18 protein-coding genes and 1 pseudogene are annotated in these 22,598 nt (G+C 64.9%); 16 read left to right on the forward strand and 3 right to left on the reverse strand.

The window, feature by feature from the left end; genetic code table 11:
* Positions 1-49 precede the first annotated feature (49 nt).
* The 5 genes from VF631_RS07610 (at position 50) to VF631_RS07630 (ending at position 6,719) form a co-directional block, all read left to right on the forward strand.
* Positions 50-271 (forward strand): helix-turn-helix domain-containing protein, encoded by a 222-nt coding sequence (locus VF631_RS07610; RefSeq protein WP_431849687.1) that lies wholly within the window; start codon positions 50-52, stop codon positions 269-271.
* The gene (locus VF631_RS07615) at positions 264-839 is read left to right on the forward strand and encodes a S26 family signal peptidase (RefSeq protein ID WP_431849688.1); all 576 of its coding nucleotides are present in this window, start codon (positions 264-266) and stop codon (positions 837-839) included. Before VF631_RS07610 ends, VF631_RS07615 begins: the two co-directional genes overlap by 8 nt.
* Positions 827-1,453 carry a lytic transglycosylase domain-containing protein gene (locus VF631_RS07620; RefSeq protein WP_431849689.1) on the forward strand — a complete coding sequence of 209 codons (627 nt, stop codon included), beginning with the start codon at positions 827-829 and terminating at the stop codon, positions 1,451-1,453. The genes VF631_RS07615 and VF631_RS07620 overlap by 13 nt, the downstream gene beginning before the upstream one ends.
* Positions 1,454-1,475: 22 nt before the next feature.
* A complete protein-coding gene (locus VF631_RS07625; protein WP_431849690.1) occupies positions 1,476-2,402 on the forward strand; it encodes a DUF7146 domain-containing protein in 927 nt (308 codons plus the stop codon).
* A 66-nt stretch (positions 2,403-2,468) separates the two neighbouring features.
* A complete protein-coding gene (locus VF631_RS07630) occupies positions 2,469-6,719 on the forward strand; it encodes a strawberry notch-like NTP hydrolase domain-containing protein (protein ID WP_431849691.1) in 4,251 nt (1,416 codons plus the stop codon).
* A 65-nt stretch (positions 6,720-6,784) separates the two neighbouring features.
* On the opposite strand, the gene VF631_RS07635 is transcribed toward VF631_RS07630, so the two are convergent.
* Entirely contained in the window at positions 6,785-7,213 is a 429-nt protein-coding gene (locus VF631_RS07635; RefSeq protein ID WP_431849730.1) for a hypothetical protein, read from the reverse strand.
* Between the two features lie 459 nt (positions 7,214-7,672).
* Positions 7,673-8,521 (reverse strand): annotated as a pseudogene (locus VF631_RS07640) (cysteine peptidase family C39 domain-containing protein); the annotation flags it as partial.
* A gap of 181 nt (positions 8,522-8,702) precedes the next feature.
* On the opposite strand from VF631_RS07640, the gene VF631_RS07645 reads away from it, so the two are divergent.
* The 8 genes from VF631_RS07645 to VF631_RS07680 all read left to right on the forward strand — a co-directional run bounded on the left by VF631_RS07645 (position 8,703) and on the right by VF631_RS07680 (position 18,114).
* Positions 8,703-10,160, forward strand: coding sequence for a PLP-dependent lyase/thiolase (locus tag VF631_RS07645; protein ID WP_431849692.1), 1,458 nt, complete (start codon positions 8,703-8,705; stop codon positions 10,158-10,160).
* Between the two features lie 204 nt (positions 10,161-10,364).
* Positions 10,365-12,392 (forward strand): ParB/RepB/Spo0J family partition protein, encoded by a 2,028-nt coding sequence (locus VF631_RS07650; RefSeq protein WP_431849693.1) that lies wholly within the window; start codon positions 10,365-10,367, stop codon positions 12,390-12,392.
* A 331-nt stretch (positions 12,393-12,723) separates the two neighbouring features.
* Entirely contained in the window at positions 12,724-12,960 is a 237-nt protein-coding gene (locus VF631_RS07655) for an RNA polymerase sigma factor (protein ID WP_431849694.1), read from the forward strand.
* A gap of 74 nt (positions 12,961-13,034) precedes the next feature.
* Entirely contained in the window at positions 13,035-13,964 is a 930-nt protein-coding gene (locus tag VF631_RS07660; RefSeq protein WP_431849695.1) for an ArdC family protein, read from the forward strand.
* Between the two features lie 270 nt (positions 13,965-14,234).
* Positions 14,235-15,200 carry a DUF2493 domain-containing protein gene (locus VF631_RS07665; RefSeq protein WP_431849696.1) on the forward strand — a complete coding sequence of 322 codons (966 nt, stop codon included), beginning with the start codon at positions 14,235-14,237 and terminating at the stop codon, positions 15,198-15,200.
* A gap of 226 nt (positions 15,201-15,426) precedes the next feature.
* Positions 15,427-16,356 carry a HEPN domain-containing protein gene (locus VF631_RS07670; protein WP_431849697.1) on the forward strand — a complete coding sequence of 310 codons (930 nt, stop codon included), beginning with the start codon at positions 15,427-15,429 and terminating at the stop codon, positions 16,354-16,356.
* Positions 16,353-17,291, forward strand: a complete 939-nt coding sequence (locus tag VF631_RS07675) for a DUF4238 domain-containing protein (RefSeq protein ID WP_431849698.1) — start codon at positions 16,353-16,355, stop codon at positions 17,289-17,291. Before VF631_RS07670 ends, VF631_RS07675 begins: the two co-directional genes overlap by 4 nt.
* 412 nt (positions 17,292-17,703) lie before the next feature.
* Entirely contained in the window at positions 17,704-18,114 is a 411-nt protein-coding gene (locus VF631_RS07680; RefSeq protein ID WP_431849699.1) for a single-stranded DNA-binding protein, read from the forward strand.
* Between the two features lie 377 nt (positions 18,115-18,491).
* Here VF631_RS07680 and VF631_RS07685 read toward each other — a convergent pair whose 3' ends face one another.
* The gene (locus VF631_RS07685) at positions 18,492-18,818 is read right to left on the reverse strand and encodes a hypothetical protein (RefSeq protein ID WP_431849700.1); all 327 of its coding nucleotides are present in this window, start codon (positions 18,816-18,818) and stop codon (positions 18,492-18,494) included.
* Positions 18,819-19,152: 334 nt separating this feature from the next.
* Between VF631_RS07685 and VF631_RS07690 the strand changes: the two genes are divergently transcribed.
* From VF631_RS07690 to VF631_RS07700, 3 genes are all read left to right on the forward strand, one after another.
* Positions 19,153-19,503, forward strand: coding sequence for a hypothetical protein (locus tag VF631_RS07690; protein WP_431849701.1), 351 nt, complete (start codon positions 19,153-19,155; stop codon positions 19,501-19,503).
* A 305-nt stretch (positions 19,504-19,808) separates the two neighbouring features.
* Entirely contained in the window at positions 19,809-21,845 is a 2,037-nt protein-coding gene (locus VF631_RS07695; RefSeq protein ID WP_431849702.1) for a DUF3363 domain-containing protein, read from the forward strand.
* 94 nt (positions 21,846-21,939) lie between these two features.
* Positions 21,940-22,362: a hypothetical protein gene (locus VF631_RS07700; RefSeq protein WP_431849703.1), complete on the forward strand. Its 423-nt coding sequence runs from the start codon at positions 21,940-21,942 to the stop codon at positions 22,360-22,362.
* Positions 22,363-22,598: the final 236 nt, after the last annotated feature.

Genomic DNA, 22,598 nt, shown 5'->3' on the forward strand with positions numbered 1-22,598 from the left:
GGCGGCACCGGACGCGCAACTGCGCGGCGTCCGATGCAGGGAGCCACCAGTGGAAGACGATATCGGTCGAGCGGCACGAGCCAAGAAGGGGAGCCCCTTCCTCTCGACCGATCAGGCCGCCTTTTACCTCGGGCTTAGCGCCCGCAAGCTTCAGGCGATGCGAGCTGCGGGAACCGGGCCGCGCTTCAGGCGGCACAGCCGCTATGTACGCTATCATATCGACGACCTGGACAGCTGGTCCCGCGAAACACGGGAGCAGGCATGTGCCTGAGCTTCCCCAGCTTCCGCTGGTGCACCGGAGTGGAGCGCTTCGGCGCGACAAGCTGGCCCGCCGGAACCGGCGGCTCCGGATTCTCGCTGCGGCTGCGGCTGCGGCTGCCGCTGCCCTCGGCACCCTGCTTTGGCCGCCCCGACCGGTGCTCGTGTGGAATGCAAGCGCAAGCGCTCCAATCGGCCTCTATACAGTGTCCGCCGCCGATCGCGTTCGGCGCGGTGAGACGGCGATCGCGTGGCCACCGGCGACGGCCAGAGCCCTGGCGGCTGAGCGCGGCTACCTTCCGGGCAATGTCCCGCTGGTGAAGCGGGTGGCTGCGGCCGGCGGCGACCGCGTCTGTGCAGCGGGCAGCGCCTTGTTCGTCAACGGACGGTTGGAAGTGCTGCGGCGGATCGCGGATCCGCGCGGCCGCGCGCTGCCTTCATGGACCGGCTGCGTCGATCTGATGGACGGTCAGTTCCTCCTCCTCACGCCAGGCAGCGCCGGATCTTTCGACGGCCGCTATTTCGGACTTACGGACCGGAGGGAGCTCGTGGGTGAGGCGAGGCTGCTATGGGCCCGCTGAAGCTCGCTCTGCTGGCCGGGAGCGCCGCGCTTTCAACGCCCGCTGCTGCCGACCCGATCGACGCTTGGGGCGGCCAGATCGCCGAGGCGTCGGCGCGGTTTGCCGTTCCCGAGGTGTGGATCCGAAGAGTGATGCGAGCCGAGAGCGGAGGACGGACCAGCTTGAAAGGCCGCCCGATCGTTAGCCATGCCGGAGCGATGGGCCTGATGCAGCTCATGCCAGGGACATGGCGCGAGATGCGAGCCTTGCTCGGCCTCGGCGCCGATCCGCACGATCCTCGCGATAACATCCTTGCCGGGACCGCCTATCTGCGCGCGATGTACGACCGCTTCGGCTATCCGGGCCTGTTCGCGGCCTACAATGCGGGCCCTCGGCGCTATGCGGAGCATCTCGCCTCGGGCCGGCGGCTTCCGACGGAGACGATTTCCTATGTCTCCGCTGTCGCCGGCACCAGCGCGCGGGCGGATTCGGCGCCGCCAGAACCCGCCCAGCCCCCTCCTTTGTTCGCCTATCGTTCGACCATGCAGGACCCGCCGGCCCAGCGCGATAACAGGCCGCGATCTGGCGACGGCGCGACCCTGTTTGTGCCTCTGTCCGCGGCCGTGCGCCGCTGAAGCAGGTGACCGGAAGGAGAGGGTGCGCTTCGCGAGCGCGCTGGAGGAGACGCTGATGGCGAGGCGGGCCCTCGACACCCTGGAAGAGCAAGGTCGCATGATCGTCGAGCGCCTCGGCGGGCGCTGGACGGGAACTGCCGGCCTTTGTCGCTGTCCCGCTCATGATGACCGGCGCCCGTCGCTGAGTGTGCGCCTTGGGCGAACGAGCCTGCTCCTACATTGCTTTGGCGGCTGCCCGGCTGCGGATATCCTCAAGGCGCTTCGCGCCGCAGGGCAGCCGCTCCAAAGCGCAGCGGTCGACAGATCAGCCTTGGCTGGGTCGGCGTCCGACCGGCAGGGAAATCGCACCCTCGGGGCAGCTCGTCGCCTCTGGAGCGGCTCCAGCCCGCTCGCCGGGACGTTGGCAGAGCGCTACCTGAAGGGTCGGGGCCTCGCCGCTGCCTCGCCGGAGCTTCGCTATTATCGGCGTACGCCGCACGGACCTTACCCGCTCACCCGCTTCCGCCCGGCAATGATAGCCGCCGTTCGCGACGATACCGGCCTCGTCGCGGTGCACCGGACATTCCTGGATGCCCGCTCCGGCGGCCTCGCGACGATCGACGAGCCTCGCTGCGGCCTTGGACGCTTCGGCACTGGCGCCGTGCGTCTGGGAGGCATCGCTCCCAGGCTCGGCCTTGCCGAAGGCATCGAGACAGCGCTGTCGGCGTCGCTGCTCTTCCGTCTCCCCTGTTGGGCGACGCTCGGCACGGAGCGGTTCGGACTGGTCGCCTTGCCGCCCGACGTGGCTGAGCTCGTCCTGTTTCTCGACAATGATGCAGGCGGGCGCAGGGCCGAAGTTCTTGCGCGCGGAGCCTTCGCGCACCTCGAGATCGAAGTGCATTGCCCCAGGCAGGCCGGTGCCGACTGGAACGATGTGATCCGCGCGATGAGATTCTCACCCGATCGATAGAGGAAAGGTGGCGGGCGGGGCACGCCCCGGAGCAGCGACTATGTGGCTCCAGGCCGGAGACTCACCATGGCCACCCTTCCCCTGAAGCGCGATGACGCTCCCCTTTCCCATGTTGCTGTCGCGCGCGAGCTCCTTGCCCGCTTCCGCGCCGGCGAGACGATCGACCGTTCGTTGCTGCGTTGCCTTTTCGAACGGGAAACCGGTGCGTCCGACGCTTCCGGCGCCTGGTCGATGCGCCAGGCTTATGATGCTCTGGAGCTTGCCCAAACGCTTTTCCTCTCCGCGCCGGACTGTCCCCTCCTGGCAGGCTCGGGTCCCGAAGCGCTCGCCGCGCTTGAGGCGTTCGTCGGGCGCTTCCCGGTGCAGAGCTACAGGTCCGAGGCACAGGTCGAGCTCCAGCAATTCTCGACACCGCTGCCGCTTGCGTGGCTCGCCGGACTGACGGCGCGGCCGCGCGAGGGCGAGGTCCTGCTCGAGCCCTCCGCCGGCAATGGCCTCCTCTCCTGGCCCGCAGCCCGTGCCGGGTGCCGCCTGTTTCTCAACGAAATCGATGCCGATCGACGCTCGAGTCTTGCCGAGGCGTTTCCGGGGGCTTGGCTCTCCGGCTATGACGGCGAGCTGATCGACGACCTCCTCGATCCCGCCTGTCGGCCATCGCTCGTGTTGATGAACCCTCCGTTCGGTCGAAGCGCCGGTCGGGGCGCTGACCGCTACGCGGCGGCCCGGCACCTTGGCGCAGCGCTAAACCGCCTCGCGACCGGCGGGCGTCTGACTGCGATCATGCCGGAAAGCTTCAGTTCCGCTGGTTCGGGCCACGAGCTGAGGACGCGGATCGAGGGCCGCGCCTCGTTGCGCCTCGACCTTCTGATCGCGCCCGGAGCATTCGCGCGACACGGCACCGGCGTGGCGGTGAGGCTTGTCGTCTACGACAAGGCCAAAACCGGCGGTGCACCGATTTTCGCCAAGGTGGAGCAGCTCGACGAGGCTCTGCCCCTGATCGAGGCCATTCCGCACCGTATCGATGACCGAGCGGACACCCAGGCCCGATTGCCACGGCCGCCTTTCTTGTTCGCGAGGCGAGCCCAGCCGCCTGCGGCTCCATTACGTCGCCCGCCGAGTGCGTCGCGGGCGTTGGAGCCGGCGCTCCTGTCGTTCGAAATTCACGACCAGCCCGCCCCGGCTGCGGACCCGGTCGGGATCTATTTGCCGTATCGGCCCAGCCGGATCTCGATCGCGGGCGCCTGCGCGCATCCGACGCCGCTTGTGGAGTCGCTCGCAATGGGCTCGATCGCCGCGCCGAAGCCTGAACGAGCGCCTTTGCTGCCTGCAAAGCTGGTCAGGGAGGGGCTGCTCTCCGAAGCCCAGCTCGAAACCTTGATCTATGCCGGCTCGGCGTTCGAGCGCGACCTGCCAGGCCGCTTCACCCCCGTCGACGAGGGCTGCGATTTGAAGCCGTCCGACATGGCCGACGAGGGCGCCGCATATCGTTGTGGGTATTTCCTCGGCGACGGCACTGGCGCCGGCAAGGGCCGGCAGATCGCAGGAACCATCCTCGACCAATGGCTGCGTGGGAACCGACGGCATATCTGGATCAGCAAGAACGAGGTCCTCCTGGACGATGCGCGTCGCGACTGGACGGCGCTCGGCGGCCTGCCGCTCGACATTCAGCCGCTTTCGCAGTGGAAACTCGGCGCGCCGATCGGGATGGACCACGGGATCCTGTTCGTAACCTATCCGACCTTGCGGTCGGGCCGGGCCGACGCGACGCGGCTTCGGCAGATCCTGGAATGGGCGACTAGCGAGTTCGACGGAATCGTCGCTTTCGACGAAGCGCACGCGATGGCGAACGCCGCGGGAGGCGAGGGCAGCCGCGGCAAGGTAAAGGGTTCCGAGCAAGGCATCGCCGGAGTGAGGCTGCAGAACCTGCTGCCGCGGGCGCGCGTCCTGTATGCGTCGGCGACCGGCGCTTCGGACGTCAACAACCTTGCCTATGCGATGCGGCTCGGCCTCTGGGGCCCCGAGACAGCGTTCGCGGACCGAGGGCAGTTTGTCGCCGCAATTCGCGAGGGGGGGATCGCGGCGATGGAGCTCGTCGCCCGCGATCTCAAGGCGCTCGGCCTCTACGCCGCCCGCGCGCTCTCCTTCGCCGGCGTCGAATATGAGCTGCTCGAGCACGCGCTGACCCCGGAGCAGGTCAGTGTCTACGACGCCTATGCCGACGCCTGGGCATTCATCCATGCTAATCTCGAGGCGGCTTTGGAGTCGACCCGCGTCGTCGACGCCGCGACCGGGACCACTCTTAACGCAAACGCCAAGTCCGCCGCTTTGTCGCGGTTCGAGGGCACGAAGCAACGTTTCTTCGGCCAACTTCTGCTCTCAATGAAGCTGCCGAGCCTTATGCCCGCGATTGAGGCGGATGTGGAGGCGGGGCAGGCGGTCGTGGTGCAGTTGGTCTCGACCGCCGAGGCCATGCTCGACCGTCGGCTCGCTGACCTCTCTCCGGAGGAGCGGGAGGCGCTCGAGATCGACCTCAGCCCGCGCGAATATGTGATCGACTATCTCACTGTCGCCTTTCCCACACGTCACATGCGGGTGTTTACCGACGCCGAGGGCAACACGCGTTCGGAGCCAATGTCCGACGAGGACGGACGACCCGTCCACTCGCAATCGGCGCAGCAGGCGCGCGACGACCTCATCGAACAGCTCTGCGCGCTCCCTCCGATCGGCACTGCGCTCAACGCCTTGCTCGATCAGTTCGGCACCAGCGCTGTTGCCGAAGTAACAGGACGCACGCGGCGGCTCGTTGTCGGTGAGGACGGCCGGCAGAAGCTGGAGACGCGGACTGCGCGTTCGAACCTGGTGGAGGCGGACGCCTTCATGCGCGGCGAGAAGAAGATTCTGGTCTTCTCCGACGCCGGCGGAACTGGGCGCTCCTACCATGCCTGCCTCAACGTCAGAAACCAGGCTCGCCGCATCCACTATCTGCTCGAGCCGGGCTGGCGCGCCGACGCCGCGATCCAGGGGCTCGGCCGCACGCATCGCACCCGCCAGGCGTCGGCGCCGCTGTTCCGGCCGGTGACGACTGACGTTCGCGGCGAGCGGCGGTTCATCTCGACGATCGCGCGCCGACTTGATGCGCTCGGCGCCCTCACCCGCGGGCAGCGCCAGACCGGCGGCCAGAACCTGTTCGACCCGGCCGACAATCTCGAAAGCCGCTATGCCAAGGATGCGCTGATCGGCTGGTATCGCCTGTTGTTCGATGGGAAGCTGCGCTCGACGACCTTCGACCGCTTCCAAGAGCTGACGGGGCTGAAGCTGGAGGGCGACGGCGGCGGTCTGCGAGATGATCTGCCGCCGATCCAGCGTTGGCTCAACCGCCTGCTCGCGCTTCGCATCAATCTTCAGAATGCCATTTTCGACGAGTTTGTGGGGCTGATCGAGACGCGGGTCGCGGCGGCGCGCGAAGCAGGGACGCTCGACGTCGGAGTTGAGACTATCCCGGTCGACACCTTCGACATCATCGAGGACCGCATTGTGCGAACCGATCGGCGCTCTGGCGCGACGACCCATCTCCTAAAAATCGAAATCGCGCGGCGGCTGCGCCCGATGCGCCTGGAACGGCTTCAGGCGCTCCGCGGCACTCGTCGCGACGCGGTGCCGATGCTGAACAGCCGCTCCGGGAAGGCGGCGCTGCGGACTCGCGCACGCAGCTTGATGTCCGAGGAGGGCCTGCCGATCCCGCGTTACGAATTGATCCGGCCGCTCAAACGCGAGTATGTGGCTTGCGATCTGCTGGAGGAGACCAGTTGGAGCGAAGTGTCGCGGGCGGCGTTCGAGGCCGCCTGGAAGGCTGAGGTGCGGGAAGCGGAAGCGACCCTTCGGCGCGAGACCATCCACCTCGCCACGGGGCTTCTGCTCCCGGTCTGGGACAAGCTGCCGGAGGATCACGTTCAGGTGATCCGCATCGCCTCGGCAGAAGGGCGTTCGCTGCTCGGGCGAGAAATTCCGACGGCTGCGCTGGCGGACCTCGGCAACAAGCTTGGGATCGAGGTTGGCGCTAAGCTTCCCCTCGAAGAGCTTGCAAGAACGGTGCTTCGAACAGGCCGACCTCTGCCACTGCAGGGCCCGGAGCCGCTGACGCTGAAGCGTTCCTTGGTGAATGGAAGCCAGCGCCTGGAGATCGCAGGGTTCAGCGCGGCGCGACTGCCCTGGTACAAGGCGCAGGGCTGCTTCACCGAGATTATCCGTTACAAGACGCGGCTTTTTGTGCCCGTCAACAACGTGCTTGCAGTGTTGGATGGCTTGGTGCAGCCTTAGAATCTAAGCAGGGCACGAGGCTTTGCAGACGCTGTGCTTTTTTCTGACGGGGGCACTGCGACGCCTCAACGAAACAGGTTCGGCAGCGCACGTGTGAGCGTTAGCCCTACTTCACGTGATCGCGAGCCATCTGGTCGCCCGATGCCTTGAGATGCATACATTCCCAGTTCCATGGAGCCACTGATGTGGACCGAACCAAAGAGCAGCAGACTGCTCTCTGCCGGTCTATCGCTTGCAACAGTGAACGACAGAGCCAGCCCGATATTTGTTCGGCGACCGAGAGCCTGAGCCACACCACCCGAGAGGGTCGCCGCTGCGTTCAGATCTGGCCCGACTGGTGCGATCGAGAAGTCGAGACCGCCGATAAAGCCGGTCATTCCCTGTTGAACCTGCGTTCCAAGTCCTAGTGAAGCGCCTAAGGGTTTGGCGTGCCGCGAAAAAGCAGCTCCGGCCGAGAACGATGTCGAAGCGTTCTCTAGATCGAAGAGATTCACTTGTCGGGTATATCCGACCTGTACCGGCCCTATTGCTGCATCGCGAAATGACAGAGTCCCCGAGCCCGGGATCCGGATTGTGCCGCCCGCTTGGGCCCAGCCTGCAGACAGACTCAGCGTCTGTTGGTGGTCGAGCCCGTACTGAATCGTCATTCCAGCCGACGTAGACCTGCTTCGCAATGAGACGGGTTCCTCACCTCGGCTAGTCTCGCGCATCCTTCCGTGGCGGAGCGCTAGTGTGACCACTGTCTGCCCAGGCGATAGTCCAGACTGCAGCCGTCGAAGTTCTGTTATGTCGCGCAAACTCCGTTCCTCTTGACCCGTGACCGCGGAGCTTGCTGGAATGGGACTACCCCGTTGACTGAGGTGTAGTGCAAGAATTTGGAGACTGCCGTTTCGCCTCCGCTGATGCGCCGATGTTAGGAGATCTCGGCCTTGAATGAACCCTCGCCGCCCAACGGCCGGGTCGGACACCAGGAAACCCCTGGTCGAGGACCAACCCTCAACTAGAAGATAGTGGCCAAGAGCCGCTGTTTCTCCTCCACGCCGTCCGCCCTGTTCATAAACCAGAACAATCGAGGGGGTTGATCGGACCTGCTCAATCAGAGCCTGTTCGGTCGGCCATTTGGCTTCTAGGAAGAGGCCGGATTTAGTGGCCGCTACCATCCGCCTTAGGTCACCCATGGTTAAACCCTCGGCACCGTTGTTTGACCGCTGAGTTGCGAAGTGCTCCAGCTTCCTCACCGATGTCTCAATACCGGCGGCTTGCAGCAGCATGGCGAGCACAGCCGCGCCACAATCGTCGTCGCGTCGTTGCCGCTCCACTATCGGTCGGGTGGTTGTGGCAACTGCCGAAGCAGCTGCCACAACGATTACTGGTGCCTCAGTCAGCACAGCCTGCCCGTCCTGCGACACACCCACTGACGCGCTTGGCGGGAACTGGTGAACACTGCTCGAGCCCCGCTGGCGCAGGCACCGATGCGCGAGGCGCACTGCCGAACGACGAATAAGCTCCCGGTTGCCCCAGCGCCGATCACGACCCACACCCAACCGCCGCGGGCACCTTCCAGATCGGCATCCGACGCTGTCTCGGCTGGCGATTGTGCTTCCGCAGGGGCGTTCTGAAGTTCCCCGAGTTGCTGCGCGCGCGCCGGACCCGCAGCGATCATAGCAATCGTCAAGACCGCGATTGCCGGTGCCCTGATGCTCGTTTTCATGTGTCGCTCCTCTGCCGTGCACCGCACGTCGGTCCGAAACGGAATGACTGGTGCGATGCAGATCAAGGATCGCGCGGCTAGGCCTGAACATGCAATTCCCCAGAAGCTGGACAATCCTCCGCCCAGGGGTGAGAATTAGCAGTATGTTGGGCTAACCCGTTGCAACGGGTGAACAGTTGATGGACAGATAGTCAGGTTTGTTCTGACCGCGTCCCCTAGCCCCTGTAAAACCTGACTACTGGCCCTGACAGTGGCCGACTTCGAGGAGCGGCATGAAGGATGCAAGCGAAAACTTCAAAGCCGCGTTAGCGGCATCCGGCAGTTTTTGGACACCGGAGCGGTATGGGGCTGTCCGGGAAGGGTTTCGGGAAATATGTAAGGCCTACGGCTGGACGCCGCAATTCATTCATTCTGAGATGAAGAGGCTGGTCCCACGAGACGCAAGAGCCATCCCGGCCTCAGACATGACATTGCGCCGCTTCCGCGCACACCGAGATAAACTTACGCTATTCAACAGCAAACGCAACCTATCTGGTCTGCTCCTTACCTGCGAGGCTATGATTGAGCGAGCCGGGCGAAACCCTGTGGAAACTCCGTACAAAGTACGCGCGCTAGTCGAATTGGCACAGGAGTTTAGACGCCCATTTAACGTGGAGGGTCTAGAACTAAAGACACGAGCGGGTGTGGGTCATCGGCCGGTCTGGTATGAGCGACAGGTGTTGGAAAACATTTCAGCTCACATATTCGTCCCTCCTTTCGATCATCCGGAAAATCCTGAGTTTCCTCCTAGTTGCCCCCGGTTTCCCGCGACGCACACCGTACAGATAACGATAGAAGGGCGGACCATTCTGATCAAAGACGAAAGTTACAATCCAAGCGCAAGCCACAAAGATCGATGGGCTTGGGAGATGATTACAGCATATAAAAAAAGAATTGATCAAGCACTGATGCACGAAGCAAATTCTTTGGCCATACAGCGCTATTCAATGATCTCGACGGGTAGCGCGGCCATTGCGCTGCAATCGATGCTTCGGGTTAGGCAGCTTCCTGATCTGCATGTGCTTATGAACGATGCTCGCAGACAGCCAGCTGTAGAGGACAGGCTCAGATCTATCGGTGCCCGCGTTTTCCACGGCGACTTAGAGACAAAGTTTTACACTGATGAAATGGTTCTAACTGCGACTGATAACGGTGATGGAATTGATGTCACTCCTCGTGACGCTGCAGCTGCATCAGCATATAGCTACTATGATTGGCTATCGTATGAAATAATTAACAAAGAGCCACGACACATTTTCGTACCATTCGGATCTGGTGGTTTATTCTCGAACATAGTGTCGATCATCCACGCTGAAGTGAACGGAAAGCGAGACCCCAGATTGCAGAGTCAAAAGGATCTCATGGGCATCACCGTTTATGGGGCAACTACGGATAACCCCCGGACTCGTCTGGATATGCTGTACGCAAAGTACCGTCCGACGCTGCCAGGAGTAGAGGCGCTGATTGCTGAGTGCATCAAAGCAGGGAGTATCGGTCCGAGGTCGAAGGTCTACAATGATCTTGAGGATGTTGAAGCCGAGCGCGCGATGGCAAAAGCGCGAGCAGAGGGCATTCGTACGGGAACGTCAGGGGCCGCCGGGCTAGCCCTTTTTCTTCGGCTAGCAAGTAGCATCCGAACCGACGAGCCGCTGGTTGTAAACACGGGGTGCATCTTCTCTCCGTCCCTCTGAGCATGCTCACCGTGGCTAAGTCTTGCGCGCGTGGCGCAGGTTCCCCGTCAAACCCTGGCACTGACGCAAAGAGCGTCAGCAGAAAGCGCACCAGGTCGAGTCCCACTACCTTCGTCCCAGGTGAAAAGAGAGGAAAGGGAGCGTGGCGACGGGGTGAGCGACGGGTGCGGAGAGGCCGCGCCGGCTCTCATCCGGAGACCATCCATGATCAGGACCATTCCTCTCAACAAGCTTGTGTCGTCTCCACGCAATGTGCGGCGGCGGACGGATGAAAGGGCAGATCTCGAGCTCAAGGCCGACATCGAGGCCCGCGGCCTGCTTCAAAATCTCGTGGTTACCAGCGCCGGCAAGCCCAGGGGCCCCTTTGCGGTCGAAGCCGGAGAGAGGCGCCGCCGGGCGCTCCAGAGCCTTGCGGAGGAGGGTAAGCTCCCGAAAGACTTCGAGGTGTGCTGCCTCGTGGTCGAAGGCGCATCGGCGGGCCGCGAGGCCAGCCTCGCCGAGAACTTCCAGCGCCTGTCGATGAACCCCGCCGACGAGTGCCTCGCTTTCCAGCAGCTCATCGAGCAGGGAGCCGACGTCGAGGGCATCGCTCGGCGTTTCGGCCTCACCGTTCGCTTCGTCGAGGGCCGATTGCGGCTGGCGAATCTCGCGCCGGTGGTGTTCGACGCCCTCGGCGCCGGCGAGCTCAGCCTCGACGTTGCCAAGGCTTATGCGGCGACCCCTGACCGGGAGCGGCAGGCCTGGGTGTTCGAGCAGGTCGGACGCAGCTACGCCGCCAACCATCCCGACAGCATCCGGCGCATGATGACGCAGGCGACCGCCAGCGCCAGCGATCGGCGTGCGCGCCTCGTCGGGGAGGAAGCCTATGTCGTCGCCGGAGGCCGGATCGAGCGCGATCTCTTTTCCGACGAGGGTAACTCACGCTGGCTGGACGTCGCATTGCTTGAGCGGCTCGCGGTGGAGAAGATGGAAGTGCTCGCTGCCGAGGCGGCCGCCGAGAACGGCCTGGCCTTCGTGCGCCCGACGCTCGACAGCTGGGTCTGTCATTCACAGGTTGAGGGGCTGCGCCGCGTGCCGGTCGAGACGCCGCCGCTCAGCCACGAGGAAACCGCACGAGTCGATGCGTTGGAAGGCGAGGTCGAAGATCTCGTCGACATCCTCCAGGACGAGGAGACTTCGGGGGCGGAGCGCGAGCAGGCGGAAGCTAAGGTTCGGGAACTCAGCGACGCGATCAACGCGATCGTCAACAAGCTTCCGCTGATTGACGAGGCGCTCAAGCCGCAGGTCGGCGCCTTTCTCATACTCGACGAGCAAGGGCGCCCAAGGCTCGACACAAGCTTCTACGCCGAAGCGGGACTCGGCGGCGTACCGAACGAGGATGGAGGCGGGCGAGATCACGACGGCTCGGGCGGGCAAATCAAGCCCCCCCGCACTGCGGGCTTGTCGCAAAGGCTCGTGGACGAGCTTGCGATGCAGCGGCGGGACATCCTTGCCGTCCACGTGGCGGCCGATCCGGGCCTGGCGCTCGACCTCGCCATCTTCCTGATGATCGACCGGGAGGCCGGCTATTCGGGTGAGAAGAGCGGCTTCTCGCTCACCGCTCTCCCGCCCTCCAATCGCCTCTTCGACTTCAAGACTCCCGGCGCGGCGGCGACGATCGCCCGTGAGCAGGCGACGGAAGCACTCGACCGCAGCTGGACCGGAGGCGAGACGCGGGCGGCGCGCTTCGACGCGTTCCGCTCACTGCCGGACGAGGCGCGGGCGGCCTGGCTCGGCCATGCCGTGGCGAGGACGCTGGAGCCGACCCTCAACCTCGCGGGCGAACGCGCCTGCGGGTTCCACGACCATCTCGGCCGCATGTTGGGCATCGACGTCGCCGGCTGGTGGCGGCCGACCGGCGCCAATTACTTCGATCGGGTGCCCAAGAGCGTCACGCTTGAAGCGTTGGAGGAGATCGGAGGAGAGCCCCTGGCGGGCCGCTACGCCAAGGCGAAGAAGGCGGAGCTTGCCCAGTCGTGCGAGCGGATTTTCTCCGGCGACTTCATCGCGGAGGTCGAGGTGAAGGAGGCCGCGCTCGCCTGGGTTCCGGAGGCGATGCGCTTCGCACCCGCGCAGTCCGAGCCCGTCAAGCCGTTCGACGAACCCGAGGCGGAAAATGCTCCCGGAGCCAAAGGCGCCGTGGGCGAGCCCTCGAGCGCAGACGCCAATCACGAGATCGAAGAAGCCGCCTGACGTCTCCCGGGCAGTTCTTTCCGGGCGGTCCCTCCTGAACGGGGGGCCGCCCGGTCACCCTCGGCAACCGCTGAGGGCGGCGACCGGAATTAGTCAAAAAGTGGCCACAGGGATTGCCCAACGGGAAATGCAGGCACTCCCCACTATCCGCCGCATTCGACCCCGACCGACGCGCCTAGCTGAGGTGCCTCACTGACCAGTCGACCATCACCCATCCGGAAGGGCGGCGACGCCTCACAGGAGATTGGCAGAGATGGCGCACAGGTCGGAACGGATTGCCGCCCGGGTTCCCCGCCGCCCTCAACCCCTGCCGAGCATCAGGAGACGTTCCATGCCGAAAACTCCCGGAACGCCGGGGCTCGACCAGATCGAAAAGGGGGCTTCGAGGCTCCGGCCGACGGAGCGGGACGTGCTCTTCCTTAGTGCGCGAGAGGGCTTGTCCTACGACGAGATCGCCGAGCGGCTCGGCATCTCCAGCGAGGAGGCGAGAGGCCACCTCGCCGACGCGCTCTATCGCCTCGACCGCGAGCTCGAGCGCGAGGCGCGCCCCTGGTGGAGATTCTGGTGAGCTCGCGCCCTTTTCGAGAGGAAAGAGGGCGGTGCCCTGGGTGGTCGCGAATGAACGCACCCGGGAGACCAGAAATGCGCAAATCCTCACCCCCTCCGCGAAGCCCCGCCGACACGATCACGCTGGCAATCATCGAGCGTCTCGAGGCGGGGACCCGCCCCTGGATCCGACCTTGGAACGCCGCCGGCTCGTCGCGGCCGCTTCGCGCTTGCGGAACGCCGTATCAGGGCATTAACACCCTCTGGCTCTGGATGGCCGCCGAGGCCGCGGGTCATGCGTCCTCCTTTTGGCTCACCTACCACCAGGCCCAGCTTCTGGGCGGGCAGGTGAGGAAGGGCGAGCGCGGCACGAACGCCATCTTCTACAAAGCCTATTCGAAAGAGGTTGAGGATCGCGAGACGGGCCTCGTCCAGGACGAGGCAAGGCGCGTCCTCAAGAGCTTCACCGTCTTCAACGCCTGTCAGATCGACGGCCTCCCGGAGCGCTACTTTCCAGCCCCCCGGCCCTTGCCCGAGCCGGCGGCGCGGGACCTTGCCCTGGACATGTTCTTCGCGAGCATCCCGGCACAGCTGCGTCACCAGGGAAGCGAGGCCTATTACGAGCCTGCGGGGGACCGGATCACCATGCCGGATCCGACAGTGTTCGAGGATCTCGACCATTACCGCGCCACCCTGGCGCATGAGCTCTCCCATTGGACCGGGCACGACAGCCGGCTCGCGCGGAGCCTCGGCGGACGCTTCGGCAGCGATGCCTATGCGGTCGAGGAGCTGATCGCCGAGCTCGCCGCGGCCATGCTGGGTGCGGAGCTCGGGCTTCCGGTTGCCCATCTCGACCATCATGCGAGCTACCTCGCATCCTGGCTGAAGGTGCTGAAGGCGGATAGCCGCGCTATCCTGACCGCGGCCGCCAGAGCCGAGGAGGCCTGCAAGCTGCTGCTGCGCCTTGGGCGCAGAGCCGACGAAGCGGCTGAGGGGCGGGAGGAGGCGCAGCGCCTTGCTGCCTGACCGCGGCCTGCTGATCGGGGAGCGGCGCGCTTTGCCTTACGATAAGCTTCCCCCCGGCGTCCCCGGTCCGGCGCGAGAGCGGCCCTGACCCGTCGCCGCCGGTCCGCAACCCGCCGGCCTTCAGCCCGTGTTGCCCCGCCTTGCGGGGCTGCCCGCGCCAGCCTCGTCCGGGGGTGTCCCGCGCGCCGCGCGGTGCGGCCGTGCGCCTGTGCCGGGTCTCACGGGCTCCCGTCGCCGGATCGCCGGCGTCGCCATGACGGGAGACGCATCATGCACACAAGCCTTGCCGCCCAGCTCGCGCAGCTCGAGCTCGGATATCTTCACATCGAGCGGATTGGGTCCGCGGCCGCCTCGGAACTGCCAGACCCTGATGCCGTGGACCAAACGCTCGGCGCGATCTGGTCAGAGCTTTTTGCACTATTTCCCGACACGGCTCTTGAGGACGATGCCGAGGAGCTCGCCTGGGGCATCGTCAATCTGTTCCATCGCGCGGCGACCAAACGCGGCGGCCAGATCGATCGCGCCACCGATGAAATCCGCTGCCTGCTAGCGTCCGCCGACGGTTCGGAAATCCACACGACCGAGCTCGAGACGCAGATCGCGAGAGCTCGGGCCGCCGAGGTCGCGATGCTGGGCCTCGAGAGCTTCCGTGAGGCCGCGGCCGCCCTCTATATGAGCGAGACCGGTTCCTCGTGGAGGCCCGCTGGCGGATCTCGGCTGAACCATTCGGCGAACCTGACCTCCGCCGTTGTCGATGGCCGCGAGTTCCTGAGAGCGCGTTCCGAGAGCCGCCGAACGGCCGCGATGCCGCAGGGGACGGCGGTCGTTTTCGCCGGCGGCCGCCTATCCTTCGCGAGCGGAGAGGACGCAACGACATACGCTTCGAACGTTTGGGCTACGCTCGACAAGGTTCGCGAGCACGTCGCCGACATGGTCCTTGTCCACGGCGGTGACGGCAGAGGCGCCGACCGGCTGGCAGCCTCCTGGGCCGAGCGCCGCAAGGTCGCTCAGATTGCCTTCGGGCTCGACAGCCGCCTCGGCCCGCGGGCCGGATTCAAGCGCAACGAGCAGATGCTTTCGCTCAAGCCCCGCTATGTTGTGGCCTTCGCCGGCAACGGCGTCCTGGAGCGTCTCGTCATTCAAGCGAAGGAGCAGGGTGTCGCCGTTGTCGACCGTCGCGGATCCCTCGGGACGCATCCGAAGGGCGAAGCCCGGCGCATCGCAGCGGCGGCATAGCCGCCCGTGGCTGAACCGGCTTCGCCCGGTTCAGCCACTCTTGCGCTCGCTCGGAACCGGAGCTTACTCTGCTCGCGCCGCCATTGCGCGGTCGCGGCGCCGGGACCCGGAAGGCCATCGTCGTAAGGCCTGGCGCATGTACATAAGCATGTTCTCACCTCCGACCAGGGCGCCGCGTTACAGTCGGCGGCTTGCATCACTGCCGAGAAAGGGGGACCACGCGCTCATGCGCATGAACGTCGATCATCTTCCGCAAGCGCAGCAGCGCGAGCTTGCCCGCGCCGTGCGCATTCTCATGGAAGAGTTCGACGAGATCACCTCGCGTGCCACCCAGCCCTGGCGGCGGAACGGCAGGATCTACAAGATCATCCTGTTCGGAAGCTATGCGCGCGATGATTGGGTCGACGAGCCGGAGAACGGCTATCAGTCCGACTTCGACCTGCTGATCGTGGTCAGCCACCGCGACCTGACAGACATCGCGGACTATTGGTACGTCGCAGAGGACAAAATCCTGCGCGATCCGGAGATCGCCCGGCCCGTCAACATCATCGTCCATTCGATCGACGAGGTGAACCAGGCGCTGAAGCGCGGCGAGTATTTCTGGGTGGACATCGCCCGCGACGGGATCGCGCTCTACCACCTGCCGCAGCACGAGCTTGCGACCCCCATGCCGGCCCTGCCCAAGGATGCGCTGCAGATGGCCGAGGGATATATCGCCGCGAAGCTGGGCGATGTGAACGTCTGGCTTCAGACTGCCTCCGATCAATCGAGGAAGGAAGACGACGCGGATCGCTACCGTCGCCACGCTGCATTTAATCTGCATCAAGCGACTGAAGCGGCTTATGCATGTTTTCTGCTCGTGCGAACCCTCTACTTCCCGCGTTCCCACAACATCAAATTCCTGCGGTCCTTGGCCGAGGACAGCGAGCCGCGGCTGATCGAGGCCTGGCCGCGTGCCACGAAGCTGGACCGCCGCCGCTTCGAGTTGCTGAAGCGGGCCTATGTGGAGGCGCGTTATTCTGCCAGCTTCGAGGTCAGCCGCGATGATCTCGAGGCGCTGACGTACTGCGCCCGACGGCTTCGGGACCTCGTCGAGGAGGTCTCTCGGGAGACGATCGAGGGCCTCCGCCGTACCATTGAAGGAGCTTCGGCATGACCGTCGGCAACCCGCCGCGCGAGCATCACTTTGTCACGCAATCGTGGATCAAACGCTTCGTCGACGCGGACGGACAGCTCTATTCCTACGATCACGATTCCGGCGAAGTGAAGTTTCGCTCCTCGAAGAAGATCATGAACATCAGGGACCTCTACACGCAGGATCCTGGCGGAGCTGACGATACCACGATCGAGACGCGCGACCTGCAAAAGGTCGACGACGATGGAGCCAAGGTGATGTCCGCCCTTCTCGCGGGCGACCTTTCCGATGCTGCGAAGGCGAGGCTCGCTGAGTTTCTGTCGGTCCAGATCATGCGCGATCCGCAGCGGCTGTTTGATTATTCCCGCGGTGCCCAGCGTTTCTTGTCACGTCTCTTCGTCGAGGCTTTCACGGCTGCGGATTTCGCGGACTTCCAGACCTATTTCGGCGAACTGGTGTCAGAGGATGAATATGACCATTTGATGGGTCTCGGCCCGAAGCAGGCGGCGCTGGAGATAGCCAGGATCCAGCTCCGCCTTGAGGTTGATAACTGGATGGCCGAGCTGCCCTTCACCGATCTTATCCGCGAACCGGAGGGACGCGAAAAGCTGCGGGATGTTCTCCTTACGCTCGAATGGACGTTGATAACCGCAACCCCGTACAGCTTTGTGCTGGGTGATCAGGGCATCCTCTTCGACCCCGGGCAGCTCAGACGAGGGCTGCGCGCCCCTCTCGACAGCTCAACAGCCTTGATCCTTTCGCCGCCAGGAAACGCGCCGTCGTCAGGCATCGGCAAGCGTGCCGCGCGGCCGTATGAGCCGAGTGCGATGAACTATGAATCGGCTGCCAGAAGCCGCCGGTGGGTGGTCGGAGCGAAGAGCGCCCTGGACGTGGTCAAGTCGCAGGTGAACGGCGAACCTCTGCCGTCACGTGAGCCTCCGGCAATTCCGTCTTAAACCCGCGGAGATGCAGCACGGGCACCGACTTCGGTTGTCCAGAGCTGCCCCGGTGATAGTCGCCGCTCGACGTGCTGCTTCGGAGCCCAGTAATTCCGGGGACTTTCAGGCTCGTTCGCAGAGCTGTCGGACCAATTTCTGATCTCCGAACAGACGTTCGACAGGGTGCATCTCACGTTCGTCCAGGCGCTCGCCCGGGACGCTCCCCATCTCCTTCGTCAGCCCTTCTGGCTCGGCAGCTTCGGCCCGCAACCCGCGTCGCTGCGGCCCGTGTTGCCCTCCGGGCTGCCCGCGCCAGCCTTGCTCCGGGGTTCCCCTTGGCGTGCCCGCCTGCGGTGCGCGCCTCCCGCTTGGCCTCGCCTTCCTGGGGCTGTCGACGGGGTGGTCCCGGCGGCAAAGCAGGAGACAGAACATGACAAACACCGTCCTTCTCGTCGGCAATCTCGGCGCCGATCCGGAAAGCCGTTCCACCGGTAACACCGATATCGCGACCTTCAGCCTCGGCACCAGCCGCCCGAAGCGCGACAGCGAGGGCAAGACCTACAAGGATGCCAGCGGCTTCACGGCAAAAGATACCGAGTGGCACCGGGTGACCTGCTTCAACGGGCTCGGACGCATCATCGCGCAGCACGCCTCGAAGGGCATGCTGGTCTCGGTCCGGGGGCGGCTCCACTACACGCGCTGGACCGATCGCGACGGCATTGAGCGCTACGGCTGCGAGATCATCGCCGACGACGTCCAGTTCCTCAGCCGTCCGCGCCAGAGCGGCGGTTCCGGTGCCGCCGGCGGCGGCGCGGATCTCGACGAGGACGTGCCCTTCTGAGGGGCTTGCGGCCCCGGCGGCATCAGCCGCCGGGGCTCAATTCGTTTTCTCGTGGCTTGCGCGGCGAAGCCTCAGCCGAAGATCTCGGCTCCTTGCGCGCGCATGTCATCGATCGGCTTTTCGGCATATTTCTTCACCTGCTTGAACGGTTTGTGGCGCGCTATTCCCGCCGAGATCCCCGACGGGCCTTCGCGCCAGCAGCGGATGTCCCAGGCTCGCACCCGGGACCTCAACTCCCTCGTGGGCAGGATGTAGGCTGTCGTGCAAACCCAGATGAACCTCCTCCGGGGCGTGGTGAATGTGAAGCTTTTCGCGACGATCTCGGCGTAATCTCTCGCGCTGAGCAGCGTCGCCGCCTGCGAGCGGGTCTCGCATACCTACCCGAAAAAATCCGAAACCGCGCCATATTGCAATTGACTGGGAGGTGAGAATGCCTCGTGCTGCGGATGCGGAATGGTTTGGCGAAATGAGAACCGTTCGATCGTTCCTTCGCGCTTTTCGAACCGTGCGATCTGCTGTTGTTTTCTCCTGGACGGCTTTGTCGCCGATGGCCGAACTTTGCCGGCCGCCGACAGGTCCAGCTCCCACGAGCGGGTGAGTACCCGGTCTTCGAGAAGGGGGGTATCTGCGCCGACCGGATTCGGCTCCTGGACAAGGTTCTGCACCGCCGAACCGTCGCAGTTCTTTTCGCCCGCATTCCTCAAACCGCGGTCCTCCTCTTCGAACCTCGAGCTTAGCGGACGCTCTGGCGCCGCGGGAAGCAAGGCAGGCGATACTCGCCAATGCCGCCAGCGGCGGCACAATTTCCTCTCTGGCGATGTGTCCCGGGCAACGATGGCGGAGGGGGACTCTGCTCGAATCTGCCTAGTTTGGCGGGCGGCGGAGCGGCTCTCAAGGATGCGCGGTTCCCCCAATTTGCTTCGCAAATCGGCTCCCCCACGCCCCGCTGCGCGGCGCCTTCGGCGTCCCTGACAGCCACTCCGCCGCCCGCTCCTGAAGCGCCGTCTTCGATCGGAAGACGATGAAGAGGAGACGGCGATGACGACGGTTTTTGCGACGATGAAAGGCCATGGCGAGGCGGCTGTAGAGGCGCTGCGTGCGGAGTTCGGGGCCATGATGGCGGAGCGTATCCTGGAGGCCGAAGCGGCCGACTTTCTCTGGGAAGCACGCGTGAAGGAGCGCTATCTGGGCCAGCATATCGACGTTTGCTTTGACCTTGATGAGGACGAGACAGAGTTGGCGCGGATCGCCGTTCTGAGCTTCCTCGGCACTCGTTGGCAGGTGGGCGCGTGCCTGCTCGACGGAGAAGGTGCCGTGGCTGACCTTCTCTGGAAGGAAGGCTTCGATACACTCGAGGCAGCGGAGGCGGCGTTCAACCGCGCAGCCTGAACGGCGATCAAGGAAGGGAGCAGCGCGAAAGCGTTCGCTCCCTTTTTTCGATCAGGGGTGGGGGAAGTCGATTTGGCAGGGCTGGGGCGTAAAGGGGCAGGGGATGGCAAGATAAAGCGGATTTCAGCTCGTCGCAGACATGCCGCTAAGTATTTGTCTGCACATCTTTTTGTCGGGAGACCGGCAGGCTCTCCGAAAGTCGAGCGCAGAGACTCGCCCGGCAATTACACGGACAAAACTGCGGACGCGCGCCGTTCGTCGGAGAGACACTGTAGCCGGTTGCGACCGGGGCGCATATCCTCGGCATGGCGCACGATGACGACCAGTTCGAGCTGAAGCTCGGCCGCATGCGGAGCAGCAAAGCGCGCAGCTCCACCCGTTCGCTCCAGTCGCAGATTATCGCCCGGGTCGGTCGAGCCGGAGGCGACGTTCGCCGCGTCGGCGGCAAGGCCGCTCCTGCCAAGCCATCCGGCCGCTTCAACGCGCGAGGGCGCGGCGCCAGGCTGGCGTCGGGCTTCAGCGACTCGTCGGGCTGGTCGGTCGATCCGATATCGAGGCAGCGGGTCCGGGCGCGGCGCGTGATGGTGAAGGCCCGCGTCGTGAAGCTCACAGGGGCCAAGGCTGCCGGCGGCGCGGCCGCGCACCTGCGTTACCTCCAGCGCGACGGCGTTACCCGCGAGGGCGAGCAGGGGCGCTTCTACTCGACCTTCAGCGACGAGGCCGACGGCAAGGCGTTTCTGGAGCGCGGCGCGGGCGATCGCCACCAGTTCAGATTCATCGTCTCGCCCGAGGATGGGGCCGCCTTTGATAAGTTGCGCCCGTTTACGCGCGAGCTGATGGCGCGGATGGAGCAGGACCTCGGGACCACGCTCGACTGGGTGGCGGTGGATCACTTCGACACCGGGCACCCGCACACGCACGTGCTGGTCCGCGGCGCCACCGAAGACGGCAAGACGCTCAACATCGCGGGCAATTATATCGGCCACGGCATCCGCGGCCGCGCCTCGGAGATCATGACGCGCTGGACTGGGCCGCAGAGCGAGCTTGAGGTGCGTGATCAGCTCTCGCGCGAGCTGAACGCCGAGCGGCTGACCAAATTAGACCGTGACCTTCTCGGGCGTGCCGAGGACGGCCTTGTCGACCTGCGGCAGCCGGCCGGCTGGGATGGCGATGGCTCATACCAGCAGCTGCTCGTCGGCCGTGCGCGTCAGCTTGAGCGGATGGGCCTTGCCGAGCGGGAGGGGCGGCTTTCCTGGCGGCTTGCGCCTGACTTCGAGACGACGCTTCGCGATCTTGGCAGGCGCGGCGACATCATTCGCACCATGCATCGGGCGCTGACGGAGGCGAAGCTCGATCGCCGTCCCGAGCTGTACGCGATCGATCCTGGGGAGGCAGGCGCTGCACCGATCGTCGGGAGGGTCGTGCATCGCGGCGCGGCCGACGATTACCACGACCGGCGCTTCCTCATCGTGGACGGGCTCGACGGGCGCACCCACTATGTCGAACTCGGATCGAGCAATCAGCCGGCGCCGGTCGGGAACGTCGTTCGGATCGAGACAGCGCGTCCGGAGGTGAGGTCGGCGGACCGTGCGGTCGACGAAGTCGCACGCGCAAATAGGGGGCGGTACAGCGCCGACCTTCACCACCGCCACGACCCATCGGCGAGCGACGAGTTCGTGCAGGCCCATGTGCGACGGCTGGAGGCGCTGCGCCATGCCGGGCGCAACGTGGAGCGGCGGGAAGATGGCCGCTGGACTGTCCCGACCAATTATCTGGACGAGGCGCTGGAGCATGAGCGGAACGCAGCTCGTGCGGCACCGGTGCGCATCCAGCTGCTGGCGTCGCAGCCACTAGAACAGGAGGCGATCGCGCAGGCGCCGAGCTGGCTGGACCGGCAGCTGCGCGGTGAGGACGAGGTCGAGGCGGCGAAGCATGGCTACGGAGCCGACGTAAGGCGCGGACTGGCCAGGCGATTGCAGTGGCTGGTCGAGCAGGGCTTTGCGGAACAACAGGGCGACCAAGTCCAGTTTCGTGGAGACATGGACCAGCGCCTGCGTCAGCGGGAGCTGCGGGCCGCCGCCGCTCAGCTCAGCAGCGAACTGAAGCTGGACTTTGTGGAGCCGATCGCGGGCGAGCGCATCTCAGGAACGGTGAGGCGGCGGGTGAACCTGTCGTCCGGCAGCTTCGCGGTCGTCGAGAATGGTCGCGAGTTCTCGCTCGTGCCGTGGCGGCCGGTGCTGGAGCGCCAGCTCGGCCGGGAAGTGTCGGGCATCATGCGCGACAAGGGCTCGATCAGCTGGACGATCGGCCGTGGGCGCGAGGGGCCGGAGATCGGGATGTGAGCCGGGCTGGCGGCGAGGAGTCGCTTGCTGCGTCGAAGCGACTGTCGATCTTGGCGCACCGCGAGCTACAGAAAACCTCCTGTGGAGGTGCCGGATGAAGGCTGAGAAAGTTCGGTGTCAGTTGTTCCTGTCCAAGGAGCTCAGCGGAAGGATCAACCGGATCGCTGCCGGTACCGGTCGGGCGCGATCGGAGCTGCTCGTCGAGGCGCTTGAGGCATGGCTCAATCGCAGGAATCCGGCAGCGGCCGAGGAAGCGCTCGGCGCGAGACTGACCCGTTTTGAGCGCCACCTGGAGGCGGTGCGGCGGCAGCAGGGACTTCAATGGGAAGTGCTTGCGCGCATGCTGCGGCATCAGCTGCTGACGGCATCCGCGTTACCGCCGCCCGATGCTGCCATGCAGGCCACTGCGATGAAGTCCTTCGAGGCAGTGATCGACGAGATTGCGGATCGACTGGCGGGGAAGGATCCTTCGGTGACCACCGATCCCGCGTTAGCGAAGGTGAGAAGCTTTCACTGAAAGCGCGATGTGGCGCATGCAGCAGTGTCTGCAACTTTACGGCAGCCGTCATCACCGCGGCAAACTGCTCCCGCTTAAGAGATGCGATGCTCATTTAGACCAGTGGCCGAGAACCCATTCCCACTGACGGCGGTCATAGTCCCACCGCCAGTGCCCCTTGACCCACTTGGTTTTCCCCAGCGGCCGCAGAGTTTTCATGTTCTGCAGGCGGTCAGGCGGCTTTGGTGGTCGGGGTG

The organism is Allosphingosinicella sp., assembly GCF_036387615.1.
In the GTDB taxonomy this organism is placed as follows: domain Bacteria; phylum Pseudomonadota; class Alphaproteobacteria; order Sphingomonadales; family Sphingomonadaceae; genus Allosphingosinicella.

What these genes read in the sequence shown, in the direction of transcription:
- VF631_RS07620 (WP_431849689.1), top strand. Translation starts at nt 827, where the DNA reads ATGGGCCCGCTGAAGCTCGCTCTGCTGGCCGGGAGCGCCGCGCTTTCA.
- VF631_RS07630 (WP_431849691.1), top strand. Translation starts at nt 2,469, where the DNA reads ATGGCCACCCTTCCCCTGAAGCGCGATGACGCTCCCCTTTCCCATGTT.
- VF631_RS07645 (WP_431849692.1), top strand. Translation starts at nt 8,703, where the DNA reads ATGAAGGATGCAAGCGAAAACTTCAAAGCCGCGTTAGCGGCATCCGGC.
- VF631_RS07650 (WP_431849693.1), top strand. Translation starts at nt 10,365, where the DNA reads ATGATCAGGACCATTCCTCTCAACAAGCTTGTGTCGTCTCCACGCAAT.
- VF631_RS07655 (WP_431849694.1), top strand. Translation starts at nt 12,724, where the DNA reads ATGCCGAAAACTCCCGGAACGCCGGGGCTCGACCAGATCGAAAAGGGG.
- VF631_RS07660 (WP_431849695.1), top strand. Translation starts at nt 13,035, where the DNA reads ATGCGCAAATCCTCACCCCCTCCGCGAAGCCCCGCCGACACGATCACG.
- VF631_RS07665 (WP_431849696.1), top strand. Translation starts at nt 14,235, where the DNA reads ATGCACACAAGCCTTGCCGCCCAGCTCGCGCAGCTCGAGCTCGGATAT.
- VF631_RS07670 (WP_431849697.1), top strand. Translation starts at nt 15,427, where the DNA reads ATGCGCATGAACGTCGATCATCTTCCGCAAGCGCAGCAGCGCGAGCTT.
- VF631_RS07675 (WP_431849698.1), top strand. Translation starts at nt 16,353, where the DNA reads ATGACCGTCGGCAACCCGCCGCGCGAGCATCACTTTGTCACGCAATCG.
- VF631_RS07680 (WP_431849699.1), top strand. Translation starts at nt 17,704, where the DNA reads ATGACAAACACCGTCCTTCTCGTCGGCAATCTCGGCGCCGATCCGGAA.
- VF631_RS07690 (WP_431849701.1), top strand. Translation starts at nt 19,153, where the DNA reads ATGACGACGGTTTTTGCGACGATGAAAGGCCATGGCGAGGCGGCTGTA.
- VF631_RS07695 (WP_431849702.1), top strand. Translation starts at nt 19,809, where the DNA reads ATGGCGCACGATGACGACCAGTTCGAGCTGAAGCTCGGCCGCATGCGG.
- VF631_RS07700 (WP_431849703.1), top strand. Translation starts at nt 21,940, where the DNA reads ATGAAGGCTGAGAAAGTTCGGTGTCAGTTGTTCCTGTCCAAGGAGCTC.